Origin of the sequence: Peptoniphilus hominis (ex Hitch et al. 2025) (genome assembly GCF_040096015.1) — a bacterium.
In the GTDB taxonomy this organism is placed as follows: Bacteria; Bacillota; Clostridia; order Tissierellales; family Peptoniphilaceae; genus Peptoniphilus_A; species Peptoniphilus_A hominis.
In genome coordinates this window covers 121122-138835 of sequence record NZ_JBBMFO010000001.1, presented here as the reverse complement: position 1 = coordinate 138835, position 17714 = coordinate 121122, and the positions used below count along the sequence as shown (strand labels likewise).

Here is a 17714-nt window from a genome sequence, read left to right as displayed (position 1 = left end):
TTATCCCTCTAGCATCTTTGGGACTGCCCTGGAGATATCCATTTTCTCATCTCTAAATTTTTCCGCCTTAAGAATTACATGGGCATTAGAGATTATTTGCGTTGATACCTCAGTTATTGTCTTGGCTCTATTCATTTCCTCGACTAACTCATCGCCCTTTAAATCCTCATCGCTTAATCTTTCTAACTCTGCGAAAAGGTGATTATTTAAATCTCCTAAAGTATTCTTCATAAGCATCCTCCTCCTCATCTTCTTTGTCCTCGAGATCTACACCATCAAATAAATCTGGGTAGATTACAAGGTCATCTGCCAAAGCCTTATACAGGTATTCGTAGACTCTTCTTGCCTTTACAGCATCGTGGTCGTACTCATCGTTTAAAATCACCCGTAAATCCTCTATAAATCCGTAACGATTTGTGACGCTACCGAGAGCGTATTTTAGCCCATCTTCAGTTTGAGCATTTACGATGTCGCAGATTTTTTCCAAGTTAATCATTTAGATCACTTTCCTTTACAAACTGTCCCTTTATCATTTTGCCCTTGCGGTCTTTGATTTCCTTGTAGGCACTTTCTACGCATTTTTCAAAAGGTAGGTCGTATAAGTCAGATAAAGTCATGAGGCATACTAGAGATGTAGTCACCGAATGCTTTGTATAACCCATGTTTAAAACGTTTCTCATGCAGCTTGTTATATAGCTTATTTGGGGCTTTATGCCGTCCATAAAGAAGATGGTTTTTAATTTCTTGTAGTCCTTTTGAGCCCCTTCATAAACCTCTACTAAATCTACAAAATTGCTTATGAGATTGCCCACTACAAGGGTCACATACACATCGCCGATACTGTCCTCGATTAAGTCTCTCTTGTCCTTGGAAAGTCCAATAACAAGTTCTGAAAATTCTTCACAGGTTTTTACTGACTGTGCCTCAACTTTTGCCTCTTTATCGAGCTTTCTTTCTACTGCCCACGCTACAATTTTTTCATTTAAATCTTTTAATTCCAAAATAACCTCCTATCCTTTAGCACTCCTTTGTTACTACATAACCCCTCATCAGGTCTTTCTTGAGCGCCGTAAACCTATAGTTTTTCGCCTGAAAGACTAGAAACTCTTTGCTAATTTCAATTAGCTTTCCGATAATGTCATCTTCTCGGTTAAACTTTAGCCTCAAGTCTCCCGTAGAAAAGCTAACTCTGTAAGTAGTTCCAACCTTTAGGTTTGTAACTCTCCTTACTGCTGCAAGCATTTTTTGTCTTTCTCTTTCAGCAATTTCTTCGTCAATTTTAGCTTGCTTCTCTCTTTCTTCCTTCAAGAGCGCCTGGATCTCTTGCCCTACGGCTTGAATTTCTTCTAAGGTGGATTTCCCACAGACAAGGCTAATCCTTTTATAGGTGCTTTCGGAAAGAAACTTGATGTTTCGCCTTTTGATGTTTGACAAAAATCCTGGAGAAACTTGACAATACTCTGCCGCCGCTTTATTTGATTTGCACAGCTTAACTAACTGGTGTATCTGTTCCAAAAATGGTTCTTCAATCTTAATCCTTTTTTCCCTTGCCATTGCTCACCCTTAAATCCAACTACTGAAAGAGGACTCTCCAAGCTCCACAATTTTTAGAAGCGTTATGCAGATAAATCTCGCTAGGACCATGTATAGGCTGTAGCACATCACGAGAGTCACTAAAATGGCAGCCAAAATTAAAAGCAGACCTGTAAATCGCCTTAATATTAACAATAAATTTTTGCCACTTAACTTAATCATTTTTGTACCTCCATAAATCTAAAATGTAATTCGGTGTGTACCAGGTAGACATAATCTCTTGTGTCAGTGTGTCCTGGTGCCTTACAATTGCAGGTATGCCAAGCATAGAAAGCTGAATGTAGGTCATGTGTACTGCCTTGATGTCGATGTCTCCACAGATAGCTAAGAGTTGTTTTTGAGGATTGCAGCCTTTCTTTAACATAACTTTTGCAAGTCCTATGATAGTAACTCCTCCGCCAACTGCAGGCTCCATGACTGTGATGTAACCTCTTTCTTTAATCTCATCTTCCTTGAAAGACAATTCTGCAAGCATGTCTGCCAAGTTTTGCGGAGTAAAAACTTGACCAGTCCAACTACTTCCTAGCCTCAACTCCATAAAGATTTTCCCCAAGATGTCCTGTGGATCCTTTTCCATCTCTAGGACTATCAGCGCCAAGATTTTTGCAATGTGGTCTGCTTGGCCCGACTTGTAAGTCTTTATAATCTCGAGGTATCTTTCTTCTCTATCTTTTGCTTGAGCCTTATCACAGATGTTGCTGTAGGCTATGGCCGATAGCTCCAAAAATTCCTTATAGACTTGCCACATATCTTTGTGAGTCGCTAACATTTTAAATTCATCAATAATTTCTTTCATTTTTAAACTTCCATGTCAGTGGATAAAACTTTTACCAGGTCATAAGCCGATGTGCTTATTGCATTTCTAAGCTTTAGGTACTCATTTTTCCACCTGTCTCTGTCAATCTCCATACGCTTGTAATCTATAAGAGATATCTCTTCTAGGTCTTTTCTTCCAAGCATCTCAATCTTTTCAATTTCCCTTATGGAGTATTTACAGCCTTGTAGGCCCTTAACACGATGGATAACCCCATCTTGCTCCAATCTAACAATTGATGTTTTCGCATATCCCCACCTTTCGGCGAGTTCATCTCTCGTCAATAAAGTTTTCAATTCACACTCCCCCAGTGCTACTTTTAATATTTCAAATCTTTTAAAATTAAAATTCTTGAGTGTAATTCTTTTTCATCTTCTCTACTATCCAAAAAATATTTTTTTGTTAGCCTATAGCCGCCATACACATGAGTGCTTTCCGCTACCGCACCCCTATCAATTAATTCATTCAATAGTTCATCAGTTGAAAAATTTTTAATATCCTTTTCTTTTTCCATAACTCACCCGACCTTTCTTATCATTTATTCGCATATTATGCGACAAATTCACTAAAAAAAATTGAATTTACTTCTTCTAAGGATAAATCTAAAATCTTTGAGATTTTTTCTGCGTCACTGATAGTCATAGTATCGCCTTCACTATTCATTTTTCGATATAGAGTTGACCTATCCATTTCTAATTTATCAGCTAAGTCCTTGACACTTAAGCCATTCTCAATGATTTTACCTCTTAATTTATTGATGTTTACCATTCTCTCACCACCTTTTTATTTATTCGCATATTGTGCGACTAATTTAATTATAGCATGGCAAATTTTTATTGCAAGACTTTTTTGCATAATTTGCGAAATATTTTTTATTTTTGCCTTTATGTGTTGCAAATATGCGAAAAATATCTTATAATATATTTATCATAAGAAAGGAGGAAGAGACTTGTCAGTAGGAGAAAGAATCAAACAAAGACGGCTAGAATTAAATCTATCTGTTGATGAGTTGGCTGAAAAACTTAATAAAAACAGAGCGACAATTTATAGGTATGAAAATAACGATATAGAAAATATGCCCACATCGGTTTTAGAGCCACTAGCTAAAGTTTTACAAACAACACCTGCCCACCTCATGGGTTGGGAAAAAAGCGAAGATGTAGACTTGGAAAAAATACCAGGAATAATAACACCAGTCCAAATGAAAAGAATCCCAATACTTGGGACTATCGCTTGTGGGGATCCAATATTTGCACAAGAAAATTATGAAGGCTACTTTATGATAGATAAAAATTTACCTGAGGCAGATTTTATCCTAAGAGCAAAGGGCGACTCAATGGTAGAGGCAAATATCTTTAACGGAGATTTAGTATTTTTAAAGAAAACAAATGATGTGGACAATGGTCGCATAGCGGCTGTCCTAATTGACGACGAGGCGACGCTAAAAAGAGTAAATAAAGACGGAAACACTGTCGTGCTCCAACCATGTAACAAAAACTACAAGCCAATAATAATTCACGATAGCGATGATAAACAAGTCTTAATACTTGGCGAAATGGTAGGAGTTTACTCAAAGAGATCAAGTTAATAAAAGCACAGACAAAAAAAGTTTGTGCTTTTAAATAAAATTTCAAGGAGGCTTATCATGATAAAAGGAAGAGTAAAATTTCTAAAACCCTGGACTGACTGGGACGAGTCTATCCACGAGGAAGAAAAACAAATTGAAAGACAAGGTTGGGCTATGAACTACCCATTTACCTTTGAAATCGACGAGGAAAATAGATCAGGGAGATTCTCAAGCACTACATTACAGCCTTTTTATGAAACTTACCTGGACTCTTGCACTTGTAATGATTTTGTAGAAAGGCAAAAACCCTGTAAACACATCTACAGGCTAGCAGTAGAATTAGGACTAATTGAGATCATAAAGCGTCAAGGTGGTGGCTACGATAAGAAAAAATTAGAAGAAATTAAAAATTCTGACGACATTGACTCCCAACCAGACCAGTTAAAAAGACAAAAAAGTGCTTTGAAATGTAAAATAATCGAATTGGATAAAGAAAATAAAAAAGCCATATTTAAAGGCTCAGGTAAGGATCCTTATGAAACCACTTTGGATTCATGTACTTGTAGAGACTTTGTGGTTAGAGATTTGCCCTGCAAGCATATTTATAGACTAAGAATGGAACTTGAAGACCCAAATATATCAGATGAGATTCAAGAGTTCGAATCTAACCACTTTGACAAAGAATATGCGAAAGAAATTTTTAAAAATTTCAATAGAGATGCTGCTTTCGACTTTATTTACACCCTAGGATATGACTGGATATCATCGAAAAAATTAGAAAACGAAAGTCTTAAGGAATTATTAAGTTCCGAGTTAGTTAACACAACAACAGATTTAAGCACAACATTAAACTTTCTAACTAAAAAAGAATTGACTGATATCTGTGATGATTGTGAAATACCTTACAAATCTAATACCCTAAAATCTGACCTAATTAAATCTGTAATTAAAGGGCTAGATGTAGAGAGTGCAGAAAATTTATCACAAAAAATACCAATGGCTATCAGACGAGATCCAAGAGTAGAAGAGGTCTTTGGGTCTGTAAAACATTTTTATCATAAATTATATCCTTGGGAACCTCAATTTTAACCAAAAAAAATAGGAGACGTTATAAACACATCCCCTAAAAGGTGATAAACACCTTATCAAAACTCAAATAAATTATATCACAAATCACTCCCCCAGTGTTACTCCAAATAAAGGAGTAGATATAATGAACATAACAATAAGACAGCGAGAAAATGGCAAGTGGCAAGCCATTGTAAGCTACAAAGATAAAAAAGGAAAATGGCGTCAAAAGCCAAAAGGTGGCTTTGACAAGAAAAAAGATGCCAACCTCTGGGCAAAAGAAAAATACTTTGAACTCCAAAAACTAGAAAAAAGTGGGATACTTGGCAACGAATACACCCTGGAAGAGATTTTTGAACTCTACCTTGCACGAATGGAGAAAACAAACAACAGGGATTCTACATCAACAGAAACCACATACAGAAGTTGCATGAATCTTTTTTCAGATTTTCTTCCCAGAGATATTAATTCCATAAAATCCACCGAATTATATAACTTTATAGAAAATAAAAGAAAGCTAACTGGTAACAGCTATAACCTAAACATAGCAGTATTAAATATCATTTTTACCTTTGCCATAAAAAAAGTAAGAGCGTGTGAAAATAATCCGTGTGACCTTCTCTATTATGACAAGACCAAGAAAGATGAGCGAATAAAATTTATCACAGAGGATCTATACCAAAAAATTTTAAACGACACAAAAAAACCCAAAATGAAACTACTAATACAGCTACTTTATGAAACAGGTATGCGTATCAGTGAGGCATTGGGTCTATGTATTCAAAGTGTTAAAAATATGACTATAACAGTTGAAAGACAATTTTTACGAGATAAAAAAATATTAACAACCATCTTAAAAACAGACAACTCATATAGGATAGTCCCGATTTCTGAAAGTTTATATAAGCAATTAATGTTGGCAACCTTTGATACCCAAGGTAGAATTTTCTACGACGTGACATACCAAGCAACATATTATCGTTTAAAAAAGTATAAACTATCCCCTCACTGTTTTAGACATACGAGAGCAACAATCCTGGTAGGCTCTGGAATAGATCTAACTGTAGTCGCCCAAGTAATTGGAGACGAGATAGAAACAATCATGAAAAACTATGTAGAAGTTAATGAAGATAACATCAATGATAAATTTGATATGATAAGGGCCCTGATATAAATGTTTTTGACCAATTTTTGACGATAAAAATAGAAAGGCTTAAAATAAGCGATTCTAAGCCTTAAAAACATAAGTCACCTTTTATTGTCGTGAAGAACTATTCCAATGGAAATTAAAATTGTTCCAAGAACAATAAACATATCGGCAAAATTAAAAATTGCAAAATCATGACCAAAGAACCTCATGCTAATGAAGTCAACAACATAGTGAAGTCTAATTCTGTCTATAAAGTTTCCAATAGTCCCTCCAATAAGAAGACTGAAACTAACTAAATAAATAAAGGGAACCTTATTATAATTTCTAATTAAAAATACAATTAAAAACAATAAAACTAGGATAGTTATAACTGTAAATAGAGATCTAAATCCTTGTAAAATTCCAAAGGCTGCACCTCTATTCTCTATGTAATAGAGTTTCAAAAAGTTGTCAATTAATACAACTGGATTTTCATTTGCAATATTTGTAACCACCAAATATTTTGTAAACTGATCTATAATTATTAAAATAATGCTAAAAATAGCAACGAACATAGTATCTCCTTACTTATTTAATCTCACTAAAACGACAAAATTGCCCCTCTTAGTGCTTCCTTCAACTTCAAAAATTCTAAATCTTCCATATTTTCTAAGGGAAACCAAGTCACCTTCCTCAAGCTCAAAGTGAGCTCTTGTCTCCTTGGCAAAATTAACTTTTACAAGTTCACCATCTATCATCTTTTTAACCTTTGATCTTGATAGATTAAAAACCTTAGAGATTAAATTATCTAATCTAAAGGAAGAGACAACTATTTTTTTGTAGTCATATTCCTTTTTTGGGAGATCAGAAATTTTATCTTCACGGCTGAGGATAATATTATATTTAGATATTTTTGTGAGGTTTATTTCTATAAAGTTTGCAATTTCTCTTTTAACAAAAAAATAAGTGAATTTTTCTCCAATTAAAATATCACCTATTTTTTGTCTGTCTATACTTAGGCCTAAAATAGATCCTAGTACATCGCCATGTTTAATTTTTTCATTAGATTCAAATTTAAATAAGACAATATCGTCTGCATCATTTTCACATTTATAACTAGGATAAATATAAATGATGCAGGATTCACTGTCATTGTAGCCCCCATGGATTTCATAGGAGATTTCATCTTTAAACCTATTTAAAATGGAAATAGACAAATTAATCTCATGAGGATTTAAAAAATCTGTTGATTCGGTAATATGACTTTTCATTACAGATTCCATTTTGTCAATAACTTTCCTTATAGTAGTCCTTTCCTCAGGCCTATTAATATGATTAATTAAATCTATTCTGTTTAAATTTACCAAGGAAACATTCCGTTGTTCTTAAGTTGCTCTTTTAATCCATCAATTTCAACATTGTTTGGTGCCAAGATAAAAATGTCTTTATTAACTTTTTGCATCTTTCCATCAAGGGCGTAAAGAGCTCCACTTACAAAATCAAAGATTTGTCTCTTAACATCAACATCAAGTTGTTCAAAATTAAGAACAACTGCCTTAAAATCTCTTAAATCATCAACTATAAGTGGTGATTCATCATAAGAAAGTGGTTCATGAACTGTAATAATCATATTGCTTGTTGATACTCTTGATTTAGCCTTAGTATGAGTGATGTTCTTTGGTGCATAAGTAGGTTCTACAACCTCTGCTTCCTTTACATCATCTTCAAAATCTTCGTCAAAATCTTCGTATTCATATTCATCTGCAAAGCCAAAGATTTTCTTTAGTTTGTCCATAGTTTTTTCTGCCATAATATCCTCCTAATTATAATTTCTATTTCCAAATAATTTAGAACCAACTCTGATCATATTGGATCCTTCTTGGATTGCCAATTTAAAATCATGGCTCATCCCCATTGATAAATATTTCATCTCAACCCCATCATAGTTTTTAGATGCAATATTTTCAAACATTATATTCATCTTCTCAAATAATTTTCTCAGCAAATTTTCATCAGGACTATTTGGAGCAATAGCCATAAGCCCCTTAATATTAATATTTTTATAATCTAAAAGCTCATAAATAAAATCTTCAGTATCTTCATATTTTATTCCTGATTTAGTCTCTTCATTGCCAATATTTATTTGCACAAGACAATTTACTTTGATGTCATCTTTTTCTGCTCTCTTATTAATTTCTTTAGCTAATTTTATTCTATCCAAAGATTGAATTAATTCTACTTTGTCATAAATATATTTTACTTTATTAGTCTGTAAATTGCCAATCAAATGAAAATTTATTTTATTATTTTTTAACTTTTCTTCAATTTCTTTATCTTCTATCTTTGAAACAAGTTCTTGAACCTTATTTTCGCCAAAATCCATGACACCAAGTTGGTTAAAAACCTTTATCATTTCTACTGGATGGGTCTTTGATACAGCAATTAGTTTGACATCTCTTTTAAAATTAGAATTATCCTTTGCTATTTCTATATCTTCATAAAGTTTTTTTAAATTGTCTTCCAAATTCAAAATATCACCTCAATTTAAGATTCTTGACTCATCTACAGTTTTTGGATTTATTACTATGGCGTCATTAACAGTTACAGTTTTATAACTTTTATCGCCAATGCTAATAACAGACTCTTTATTTCCCTTGTTGATAAAGACATAATCATTAGTCTCACTTACTATTTCAACTGGCACAAATTTAACAAGCCCCTTGATTTCCTGTACATATACTCCAGTAAGATTATCTCTTTCTATAAGCGTTGACTTTGGTATTTCAAAGCCCTTAGTTTTATTTACAATAATTTTGCCATCGTGTATCCTATTAGAATACATATTTTCAAAATATCTATCTAGGCTAACAATAATTACGGCATGATTATTATCTTTATTTATTTTTTCCACTATACCATAAATATCTTCAATTTCTGGAATTTGTATTTTAACAGAATCCCCGAGATTATAATTTGAAATTTGTGAGACATTGTTAATAGTGCAGGCAACTTTCCAATTTAAATTATTTACTATTTTAAAAAGCGGATCTCCATTTTTTACCTTGGTTTCCATTTCCAAACTTTTAAAGTTGTAGTTTTTATTTAAATATTTATAAGTAAACTTATCTAAATTGTCGATTTTAAAATAATCTTCATTGCCATCAATTTTATAAGTAACTATACCACTAAATTCTGCAAGATAAGAAAAATTGAATTTAGAAATTTTTTCTTCTAAGTCCCTTTTCTTAAGCAAAAGAGTATCCTCTGATAGTTCAAGATATTCCTTTAATTCAGCCTCATTAATGTTTTCTTGAGAAGCTTCATCTGATGAATTTATATCAAAATAAACCCCAGAATAATTTTTGTTTTTTATTTGTTCTTGAAGATTTTTTGTAAAACTCAAAGAATTTTCTTTTTCTACGGGTTCAATTCCCTTTTTTATCTTTATTGCAGCCTTAACTTTATTTAGTTCATCCTTTAAAGAGGATACATCTTCCATTAAATTTAAATTTGCAACTTCATATCCTACAGGCACCTTTTGTCCTTCACTGGCATGAAATACTACAATCCCATCTCCCTTTGAAAAATAAGATTTTTCATCAAAGAGATTGTAAATTTTTGTGTCAATATCCTTTTCAAAAGTGGTCAAAGTTGGAAAAATTGTTTTATAATTATTTACTCTACTTCCTCTTATTAATTTTGCAAAAAATACAATTAAAATTAAAAAAATTAAAAGAGCCAGTATCCTTCTCTTGAAAAATTTATTTTTTTTAAAAAAACTGTTCAAAAAAACCACCTATTCATCAAATAATTATATCACAAACTCCTGCAATATGTTATTATTCGAAGAAGATTTGCTCTATTTCGTCCTTATTTTTTCTAGTCATTAAATCATACACAGCTTTATTTGGATCGTAACCTTCATATAAAACTTGGTAAAGTGCATTTGTTATTGGCATTTCTATGTTTTTAAGTTGAGAAAGTTTATAAGCAGACTTAACAGTCTTAACTCCCTCAACTACTTGACCCACTTCCTTGCAAGCTTCTTCCATTGATTTACCTTGACCAATTAATATTCCTGCTCTTCTATTTCTAGAGTGCATACTTGTGCAGGTTACTATTAAGTCACCAATGCCAGATAGTCCATTGAAGGTGTGTGGGTTTGCACCCATTACAATACCTAGTTTACTCATTTCATAAATTCCACGAGTCATTAGTGCTGCCTTTGAGTTATCTCCATAACCTAGACCATCATTCATACCTGCAGCAAGAGCAATAATATTTTTTAAAGCTCCACCTATTTCAACCCCGATTAAATCGGGATTTGTGTAAATTCTAAAAATTGAAGTAGAAAATTCGTGCTGAATAGTTACTGCAGCCCTTGTATCTAGAGAAGAAGCTACAAGAGTTGTTGGAATATCCTTTCCTACTTCTTCAGCGTGAGATGGTCCAGAAAGAGCTACAAAGGGATTGTCCTTTAAAATTTCTGATGAAATTTCTGAAATTCTATCGAGAGTTTCAAGTTCAAATCCCTTTGATAAGTTGACAATAATTGTCTCCTTTGAAATCTTGCCCTTAATTCTTTCTAAAATTTCTCTAGTGCTAGAAGTTGGCACTGCAATAACAAAAACATCAATATCTTCAAGAACGCTATCTAAATCATTAGTAAGGTTGATTTCATTTTTAAATTTTGCTCCTGGAAGATATTTTGAATTTTCTTTATTTTTCTTTATATCATCAATTACAGATTTATTTCTAATATAAAAATTTACCTTATGCCCTTTATTTGATAAAAGCCTAGCAATGGCAGTACCCCAGCTTCCACCACCACATAGTGTAATATTCATTTCCTACCTCCTATTTTATTTTCATTTCCGGCTATTAATCTCTTGATGTTATCCTTATGTCTTATTATTCCTATTAAAGCAATAAGATTAATTAGAATTATATTATAAGTAGTTAGGTCTGACATAAAAGTATAGACAATAATAATTGAAATGAAAAATAAAATTGAACCAACAGAAACTATTTTTGTTAGAAGAGTTCCAAGCACCCATACAATATAACATATTAAGGTAAGGGGAAAATTAAAAAGAGCTAAGGCGCCTAGAGTTGTAGCAACTCCCTTTCCACCTCTAAAATTCATGTAGAAGGGAAAATCGTGGCCAATTACAGCTCCAAGTATTCCCAGTGGAACAAGGTTTCTCCCGAAAAATTTCCCAATTATATAAGTTACTGCTACTCCCTTTAAAAAATCAATAACAAAGGTTGTAACACCTGCCTTTTTACCAAGAACTCTCATGGCATTAGTCGTGCCAGCGTTGCCTGAACCATATTTTCTAATATCTTTATTTAAAAATAATTCTCCTATAATATAGGAACCAGAAATTGTTCCAATCAAATAAGATATAATTAAAACTAGGAAATAATTCATCTTCTTGGTCCTTTGTCAGCTCTTGGACTAACTCTGTTTTTCAACTCCAATATTATTGGAGTGCCATCAAAGGAATAGGTATCTCTAATTTGATTTTCAATATATCTCAAATAGGAGAAGTGGAATAATTCTTTATCATTAACAGAAAGTAAAAACTTTGGCGGTCTAACGCTTACTTGAGATCCATAGTAGAGCTTTCCTCTCTTGCCCTTATCTGATGGCGGTTGATTCATGAGAACTGCTCTATTTAAAATATCATTTAATACACCAGTTTGAATTCTGTGGTTGTAATTGTTGTTTACCACTTCAATTAAATCTAAAAATTCATTTACTCTTTGACCGGTTTTAGCTGATATAAATATTATTGGAGCATATAAGACGAAGGGAAGCTGATTTCTTATTTCCTTTTCAAAATTTTTCATAGTCTTTGTTTCTTTTTCAAGAGCATCCCACTTATTCACTGCAATAATAATTGCCTTATTATTGTCATGAGCATATCCAACAATTTTAGAATCTTGTTCAGTTACACCTTCTAGCGCATCAATCATAAGTACACAGACATTTGATCTTTCAATTGCAGTAAGAGTTCTTATCACTGAATACCTCTCAACACCTGGTACAATTTTTTTCTTTTTTCTAAGTCCAGCAGTGTCAACAAAAACATATTCATTGTCCTTGTATTTAATTAAAGAGTCAATTGAATCTCTTGTAGTGCCAGGAATATCCGTAACTATAGACCTGTTTTCTCCAGTTAAATAATTTAGAAGAGAGGACTTGCCAACATTTGGTTTGCCTATTAAGGTAACCCTTATAAGATCATCATCTTCTATATCATCTACTGGTGTAAAATCACTAACAACTTCGTCAAGTAGGTCACCTACACCAGTGCCTTGTTCAGCACTTATGCCAATGGGATTTCCTAAACCTAATTCATAAAAATCAAAAATATTTTCCTTTGTTATTTTTGAATCGTATTTATTAACAGCTAAAACAACTTTAGTTTTTGTTTTTCTGAGAAATTGTGAAATTTCTACATCTGTTGGATTTAAACCCTCAGCACCATCTACTAAAAATATTACAACATCAGAAGTTTCTAGTGCCATATCGATTTGTGCCTTGATGCTAGACATAAATATGTCTTCGTCCTTTAGATCAAGTCCACCTGTATCCACAAGTAAAAATTTATAATTAAGCCAAGATGCAGGTTGATATATTCTATCTCTAGTTACACCTGGAGTATCTTCAGTTATAGAAACTTTTCTTCCTACTATTTTGTTAAATAAAGTAGATTTGCCTACATTTGGTCTGCCAATTATTGAAACTATGGGCATTTCCATATAATCACCCCTATCTAAGTAATTATAACAAATTAAATTATTAGATTCAATTTACTATTTACAATTGAGAATAAAAAAACTCCATAGTATAATTAGCTTGGTGATAAAATGGCGAAAGTTATAAACAATATAAAAGATGCTAAAGATTTAATGAATCTATCCTTATTCACTGGCGCTTTATTAATTCAAAATGGAGCAGAATCTTATAGGGCAGAAGATACAATCGAAAGGATTTGTAAGTCGGTCTCTAATATTTCTAATGTTTCAGCCTATGCTCTACCCTCTGCAATTTTTATTTCAATGGAGTTTGAGGGTGAAACTCTTAGCAATTTTAGAAAAATTACAATTTCAGATACAAATTTATATAAAATCGACTGCGTAAATTCTTTTTCAAGAGAATTTGTCTCACGAGATCTTTCCATAAAGGAAGGCTATGAAAGACTTTTTGAAATTGATGCAGCTGAAGAAAATCCAAAGAAAATATATTTTTCTGGAGGCATTGCTTCCTCCTTCTTCACACTTTTATTTGGAGGCGACTTAAAGGACTTCTTGGCTAGTTTTCTTATTGGCATCTTAATCCCCATAGTTCTTGAAAAACTTAGCTACTTTAAACTTTCTTTTTTCATAAATAATATTATTTGCGCCTTTATTACATCAGTCCTAGCAATTATCTGTGTACACTTTGGTTTTGGCTCAAACATTGACAACATAATCATTGGAGTAATAATGCTTTTGGTTCCTGGTGTTGCCATAACAAACTCTGTGAGAGACATAATGAGCGGCGAATTTATAACAGGTGCCATTACTATGATTAAAGCCTTCTTTATTGCACTTGCCATAGCCTTTGGCGTTGGCGTTGGCTTAAAAATTATGAGGTTTATACTATGAAGATGCTCTCACAATTTTTCTTATCAGCCTTTGCTACCTATGGCTTTACTATTTATTTTAAACTTCCAAAAAAAGTTAGGATCATTACATCAGCCCTAAGCGGTTTTATATGGATAATTTACGAATATTTATTTAGTTTTAGTGAGAACTATATGATTTCTTACTTGATTTCATCTTTTCTCATAGGAATTTTTTCTGAAACTTTTGCTATTAAGTTTAAAAAACCCGCCACAGTATTTACACTTCCTTGCCTAGTACCACTTGTACCAGGAGCAGGAATGTATTATATTATGTATTATTTTATAGAATCAAATTATATTTTAATGCGAGAACAAGTCATTAAAACAACTTTAACTACATCTGCACTTGCCCTCGGCATAGTCTTATCTCAAGGTTTAGTTAGAATAATTAAAGAATCTTCAAGAAAAATTAAGGCAAATAAAAAAGGTAATGGATAAATTTTTCCATTACCTTAATTTTTTTGCCTTTAGAATAAACTTTGTATTATTTTACTTCCAGCAATTATTGTTCCAATTGATGAGCCAATATTTGCCAGTATTACCACTAAAAGAGCCTTCAAAAATTTATTGTGAATCCAAGCTTTTATACTAAAAATATCTTCAGGAATATTATTTACATCCTCAACTGTAGGTTTTTTTAAGCTTGCTTCTACAAGACCTGCAAACCAACCACAAGCAAGCATTGGGTTTATAGATGTAAAAGGAGCTGCAACAAAAGCTGTCAAAATACTAAGTGGATGAGGAAGACATAGAGCCGTTAAGAGAGCCGCGAGAACAGAATTAAATAAAAACCATGACTTTATTTGCGCCATTCCTGTATTCATGCTTTGCTTAAAGCCAAGTCCAATTAAAACTACAATTAAAATTGGTATTAACCAAGGTATGACCTTGCCAGCAAAAGATTTTGGCGGAATTTTATTTAATTCTTCAATATTTTGCTCTTTAAAAACTTCTTCTTCAACACCTGGAGTGTGTGCCGCGCCAAGAATGGCAATAACTTTATCCCCTGGAGCATTTTTAATATTATATGCTAGATACTTATCTCTTTCATGTAAAAGAGTTGCTGCTATCTGAGGATAATCCTTGCCCATATCTTCAATTGCAAGCTCAAGATTATCTCTTTCAATTAATTTTTGTAGGTCCTCTTCTGAAACATCTTCATCATCGTCTATGGACATTAAAGAAAAAAATAATTTTATTCTTTCAAAAAATCCCATCTTTCTCCAAATACGCATAAAAGTTGTCTGGATGCTTCTGTCTGCTAAGACTAAATTTATGCCAAATTCTTCTGATGCTTTCATACCCTCAATCATTTCTTGACCAGGATTTGTCTTTAGCTTCTTGGCAATATTTTTTTGGTAAGATGAAAGAATTAAATTTGCAATTAAAAGTGTAACTTTTTTTTGTTTAATTATGTCAATAATATTTGTATTTTTCCAAGCATCAGGATTTTTTAAATTCTTGTACCTTTGTTCATCAAGTTCAATGCAAATTGAATCAGGTTTTTCTTCTTCAATAGTTTCTCTAACTAATTTTGCACTTTCTTGTGAAACATGGGCAGTTGGAATTAAAATAATTTCCTTGCCATGATAATCTATTCTAATTAATTTATCCTTCATTTTTCTCCTAAAATAGAAGAGCTACTCTCTCTCTTCTGACAATGTATAAGTTTCTCCGCTTACTCTGTTATAGTAAGTTACAGTAAGTTTATTATTTTCATTTTTTTCACTCATAAGGCTATCATCTAAAACATTTAATTTGTTTACGCCATTTTCTGACACAATTTTATAACTTTCTAAATAATTTACAGATGAGTTTAAAATATCAATACAAAGGGCATTTAAGATCCTAAAATTATTATCTTCGTCTCTTTTCTTAGCTGTTTCACTTTTCAAAATGTTATCTTTATTTTGACCCAATATTTTAATATTTTCCTTGTCGCCATAAATATTTTCGTAAACCGAAAAGAATTCTTCTTCTTCCTTTAAAATAGTTTCTTTTTCTTCCTTTAGCTTTGAAATTTTGGAAGTGTCATTTAATAAAATAGACTTTAGCATGTAATTATCTCCATTAATTAAATAATCTATGATTCCAAGATTTTCATAGGCCTTTAGGTTGTGCTTACTTATATTTCTATTTAAATCAAAATTATAGTAGGAATTTAAGAGAAACTCAATCATGAGAAGATTTGATCTAACATCTTCTTCTGTTAAATTTTCTTCAATAAAACTTCCCTTTAATGGCTTATAATCGTTGATCTTTCCATTTTCTATATTGTATAATTCATTAAAGTTATTTTTGCGAAAAGAAATTAGTGAGTCACTAATTTCCATATTCATGCTATCTATTTCGGAAGTCTTGTCTTTAATAATGTCAAATTTATTTATTTCGTTGTTTATTACATCTAATTTTGACTTTTTACTGTTGTTTTCTTGGCTCAAAGTTTTAAATTTATCTTCAGCCTTCTTCTTACTCTCTAAAAGAGCTGAGTTTTCTCTTGATAAGTTAAAGTAAGAAGATCCCACAGTTCTTAAATTAGAAAATCCAAGAAAAGAGAAAGCAAAAGCAAGGGCAATAAAAATGATTGATATTGTAATTTTTTTATTTTTAATCATTTTTATCACTCTTTTCTAAAGCTTTTAAAATACCAAGATTTTTGTAATAGGATGAAATTTTTTCTTCCATAAATTTATTCAAGTAAATTAAATTTTCAGACTTTAAATTTCCAGTTTTGTAGCCCTTTCTCTCAATTTCCTTATAAATAAACAAAAGATTATTTACATCTGCATAAATTTCTGAAAGAGATGATTTTTCATCATTTATATAAGAATAAATATTTGAGCTGTAAATTGAAGCATAAAAAACCAAGGCATCCAGTTCCTTTGAATTTTTATTTAATTTTAAAATGCTCTTGGCAAATCCATTTGATTCTTCAACATAAGCTTTAATATTAAGCTCATTGTATATATTTTTGTGTTTGTCTAAATTTTCCTCGCTATAAAGATCTAGAAAATCATTAACTGATTTGTCATAGCCATCTTTTTCATAAATATCAGACTCAAAATAAGCTCCATAGGCCTTTAATCTTTCCTTAATCTCGGCTACTATGGCTTTGTTTTGATTTGTATAATCCTCTTTCAATCTTTTTATTTCATCAGATTTACTTGACTCAAATTGATATCCATATTTTTCATAAAATTCTTGTGATTTTATATTAAATTCAATTTCTAGAGAATCAATATCTTCTGTAATAGCCCTTGTTTTATCTTCAATTAAATTTATTTCTTCTCTAATATTTTTATTCTCAGAAATAATTTCTGATGAGTACTTTTTATTTGCAAGTGAGTAGATGAAAAAAATCAAAGACAAAATAAATAGGATAATTGAAAAAATATATAAGGCTTTATACCAGTTTTTACTAAACATTTCTCACCTACATTTTTTCGAGAAAAATAGCACCTTTATTTGTTTTGTTAAATTTGTGATCTATTTCTTTTAATACTAAATGGGAAATAAGTAAGGAAAACACCCCAATAATTAGTGATATTAAATCTATATTTCCCATGGAAGTCTTGCTCATAATAATATAGGAAATTGTAATTGTAGACATAAATAAAATTAAAGGAAGACCATATACTAAAAATTTATAAGAAAGTACAGACTTGTCCCTTGTCTTAATTTTTACAAGGTCGCCAACATTGGCTGACACAGTATTTTGAAATTCAAAAAGTTCTCTCTCTGATTCAGCACATTTTGCACTACAAGATTCACAACTTTCTCCGCAAGCACTTTCTCTTGTAAATTCTACAAAAATTTTATTGTTATCCTTTGCTCTGACAATTCCAATGCTTTCCATAATATCAC

The 17714-nt window shown here is 31.8% G+C and carries 26 protein-coding genes; 5 read left to right on the top strand and 21 right to left on the bottom strand.

The window, feature by feature from the left end:
• The 9 genes from WMO19_RS00690 to WMO19_RS00650 all read right to left on the bottom strand — a co-directional run bounded on the left by WMO19_RS00690 (position 1) and on the right by WMO19_RS00650 (position 3175).
• Positions 1 to 231 (bottom strand): hypothetical protein, encoded by a 231-nt coding sequence (locus WMO19_RS00690; protein ID WP_349169791.1) that lies wholly within the window; start codon positions 229 to 231, stop codon positions 1 to 3.
• Complete coding sequence (locus tag WMO19_RS00685) at positions 203 to 385, bottom strand: hypothetical protein (protein ID WP_349169790.1); 183 nt, start codon at positions 383 to 385, stop codon at positions 203 to 205. The genes WMO19_RS00690 and WMO19_RS00685 overlap by 29 nt, the downstream gene beginning before the upstream one ends.
• Before the next feature lie 103 nt (positions 386 to 488).
• Complete coding sequence (locus WMO19_RS00680) at positions 489 to 1001, bottom strand: hypothetical protein (RefSeq protein ID WP_349169789.1); 513 nt, start codon at positions 999 to 1001, stop codon at positions 489 to 491.
• A gap of 16 nt (positions 1002 to 1017) precedes the next feature.
• On the bottom strand, positions 1018 to 1554 hold the full coding sequence (locus WMO19_RS00675) for a hypothetical protein (RefSeq protein ID WP_349169788.1): 537 nt from the start codon (positions 1552 to 1554) through the stop codon (positions 1018 to 1020).
• Positions 1555 to 1563: 9 nt separating this feature from the next.
• Positions 1564 to 1755 carry a hypothetical protein gene (locus WMO19_RS00670; RefSeq protein WP_349169787.1) on the bottom strand — a complete coding sequence of 64 codons (192 nt, stop codon included), beginning with the start codon at positions 1753 to 1755 and terminating at the stop codon, positions 1564 to 1566.
• Complete coding sequence (locus tag WMO19_RS00665) at positions 1748 to 2389, bottom strand: N-6 DNA methylase (RefSeq protein ID WP_349169786.1); 642 nt, start codon at positions 2387 to 2389, stop codon at positions 1748 to 1750. Before WMO19_RS00665 ends, WMO19_RS00670 begins: the two co-directional genes overlap by 8 nt.
• Positions 2390 to 2391: 2 nt before the next feature.
• On the bottom strand, positions 2392 to 2703 hold the full coding sequence (locus WMO19_RS00660; protein ID WP_349169785.1) for a hypothetical protein: 312 nt from the start codon (positions 2701 to 2703) through the stop codon (positions 2392 to 2394).
• Positions 2704 to 2726: 23 nt separating this feature from the next.
• Positions 2727 to 2921 carry a hypothetical protein gene (locus tag WMO19_RS00655; RefSeq protein ID WP_349169784.1) on the bottom strand — a complete coding sequence of 65 codons (195 nt, stop codon included), beginning with the start codon at positions 2919 to 2921 and terminating at the stop codon, positions 2727 to 2729.
• A gap of 35 nt (positions 2922 to 2956) precedes the next feature.
• Positions 2957 to 3175 (bottom strand): helix-turn-helix domain-containing protein, encoded by a 219-nt coding sequence (locus WMO19_RS00650; RefSeq protein ID WP_349169783.1) that lies wholly within the window; start codon positions 3173 to 3175, stop codon positions 2957 to 2959.
• A gap of 181 nt (positions 3176 to 3356) precedes the next feature.
• Here WMO19_RS00650 and lexA point away from each other — a divergent pair, with 181 nt between their 5' ends.
• The 3 genes from lexA to WMO19_RS00635 all read left to right on the top strand — a co-directional run bounded on the left by lexA (position 3357) and on the right by WMO19_RS00635 (position 6216).
• A complete protein-coding gene (lexA, locus tag WMO19_RS00645) occupies positions 3357 to 3995 on the top strand; it encodes a transcriptional repressor LexA (RefSeq protein WP_349169782.1) in 639 nt (212 codons plus the stop codon).
• Positions 3996 to 4052: 57 nt separating this feature from the next.
• Positions 4053 to 5063 carry an SWIM zinc finger family protein gene (locus WMO19_RS00640; RefSeq protein ID WP_349169781.1) on the top strand — a complete coding sequence of 337 codons (1011 nt, stop codon included), beginning with the start codon at positions 4053 to 4055 and terminating at the stop codon, positions 5061 to 5063.
• 124 nt (positions 5064 to 5187) lie between these two features.
• Complete coding sequence (locus WMO19_RS00635) at positions 5188 to 6216, top strand: site-specific integrase (protein WP_349169780.1); 1029 nt, start codon at positions 5188 to 5190, stop codon at positions 6214 to 6216.
• A 74-nt stretch (positions 6217 to 6290) separates the two neighbouring features.
• Here WMO19_RS00635 and lspA read toward each other — a convergent pair whose 3' ends face one another.
• The 8 genes from lspA to der all read right to left on the bottom strand — a co-directional run bounded on the left by lspA (position 6291) and on the right by der (position 12942).
• Positions 6291 to 6746, bottom strand: a complete 456-nt coding sequence (gene lspA / locus WMO19_RS00630) for a signal peptidase II (RefSeq protein ID WP_288165986.1) — start codon at positions 6744 to 6746, stop codon at positions 6291 to 6293.
• Positions 6747 to 6755: 9 nt separating this feature from the next.
• On the bottom strand, positions 6756 to 7454 hold the full coding sequence (locus WMO19_RS00625; RefSeq protein WP_349169779.1) for an RNA-binding protein: 699 nt from the start codon (positions 7452 to 7454) through the stop codon (positions 6756 to 6758).
• Between the two features lie 77 nt (positions 7455 to 7531).
• Positions 7532 to 7981, bottom strand: a complete 450-nt coding sequence (locus WMO19_RS00620) for a cell division protein SepF (RefSeq protein WP_349169778.1) — start codon at positions 7979 to 7981, stop codon at positions 7532 to 7534.
• Positions 7982 to 7990: 9 nt separating this feature from the next.
• Positions 7991 to 8701 carry a YggS family pyridoxal phosphate-dependent enzyme gene (locus WMO19_RS00615; RefSeq protein ID WP_349169777.1) on the bottom strand — a complete coding sequence of 237 codons (711 nt, stop codon included), beginning with the start codon at positions 8699 to 8701 and terminating at the stop codon, positions 7991 to 7993.
• 9 nt (positions 8702 to 8710) lie between these two features.
• Complete coding sequence (locus WMO19_RS00610; protein WP_435891040.1) at positions 8711 to 9958, bottom strand: HlyD family efflux transporter periplasmic adaptor subunit; 1248 nt, start codon at positions 9956 to 9958, stop codon at positions 8711 to 8713.
• Positions 9959 to 10010: 52 nt separating this feature from the next.
• On the bottom strand, positions 10011 to 11018 hold the full coding sequence (locus WMO19_RS00605) for an NAD(P)H-dependent glycerol-3-phosphate dehydrogenase (RefSeq protein ID WP_316719562.1): 1008 nt from the start codon (positions 11016 to 11018) through the stop codon (positions 10011 to 10013).
• On the bottom strand, positions 11015 to 11605 hold the full coding sequence (gene plsY / locus WMO19_RS00600; RefSeq protein WP_349169775.1) for a glycerol-3-phosphate 1-O-acyltransferase PlsY: 591 nt from the start codon (positions 11603 to 11605) through the stop codon (positions 11015 to 11017). Before plsY ends, WMO19_RS00605 begins: the two co-directional genes overlap by 4 nt.
• Positions 11602 to 12942, bottom strand: coding sequence for a ribosome biogenesis GTPase Der (gene der, locus WMO19_RS00595; RefSeq protein WP_349169774.1), 1341 nt, complete (start codon positions 12940 to 12942; stop codon positions 11602 to 11604). The genes plsY and der overlap by 4 nt, the downstream gene beginning before the upstream one ends.
• 108 nt (positions 12943 to 13050) lie before the next feature.
• Here der and WMO19_RS00590 point away from each other — a divergent pair, with 108 nt between their 5' ends.
• Both WMO19_RS00590 and WMO19_RS00585 read left to right on the top strand, forming a co-directional pair.
• Entirely contained in the window at positions 13051 to 13830 is a 780-nt protein-coding gene (locus WMO19_RS00590; protein WP_349169773.1) for a threonine/serine ThrE exporter family protein, read from the top strand.
• Positions 13827 to 14288, top strand: coding sequence for a threonine/serine exporter family protein (locus WMO19_RS00585; RefSeq protein WP_019124455.1), 462 nt, complete (start codon positions 13827 to 13829; stop codon positions 14286 to 14288). The genes WMO19_RS00590 and WMO19_RS00585 overlap by 4 nt, the downstream gene beginning before the upstream one ends.
• Before the next feature lie 29 nt (positions 14289 to 14317).
• Here the strand turns inward: WMO19_RS00585 and WMO19_RS00580 are convergent, their stop codons facing one another.
• From WMO19_RS00580 to WMO19_RS00565, 4 genes are read right to left on the bottom strand one after another with little or no spacing between them, the layout of a single operon-like run.
• The gene (locus WMO19_RS00580) at positions 14318 to 15469 is read right to left on the bottom strand and encodes a TraB/GumN family protein (RefSeq protein ID WP_349169772.1); all 1152 of its coding nucleotides are present in this window, start codon (positions 15467 to 15469) and stop codon (positions 14318 to 14320) included.
• Between the two features lie 21 nt (positions 15470 to 15490).
• Complete coding sequence (locus WMO19_RS00575; RefSeq protein ID WP_349169771.1) at positions 15491 to 16465, bottom strand: hypothetical protein; 975 nt, start codon at positions 16463 to 16465, stop codon at positions 15491 to 15493.
• On the bottom strand, positions 16458 to 17276 hold the full coding sequence (locus tag WMO19_RS00570) for a hypothetical protein (protein ID WP_349169770.1): 819 nt from the start codon (positions 17274 to 17276) through the stop codon (positions 16458 to 16460). Before WMO19_RS00570 ends, WMO19_RS00575 begins: the two co-directional genes overlap by 8 nt.
• Before the next feature lie 7 nt (positions 17277 to 17283).
• A complete protein-coding gene (locus WMO19_RS00565) occupies positions 17284 to 17706 on the bottom strand; it encodes a SoxR reducing system RseC family protein (RefSeq protein ID WP_349169769.1) in 423 nt (140 codons plus the stop codon).
• Between the last annotated feature and the right edge of the window lie 8 nt (positions 17707 to 17714).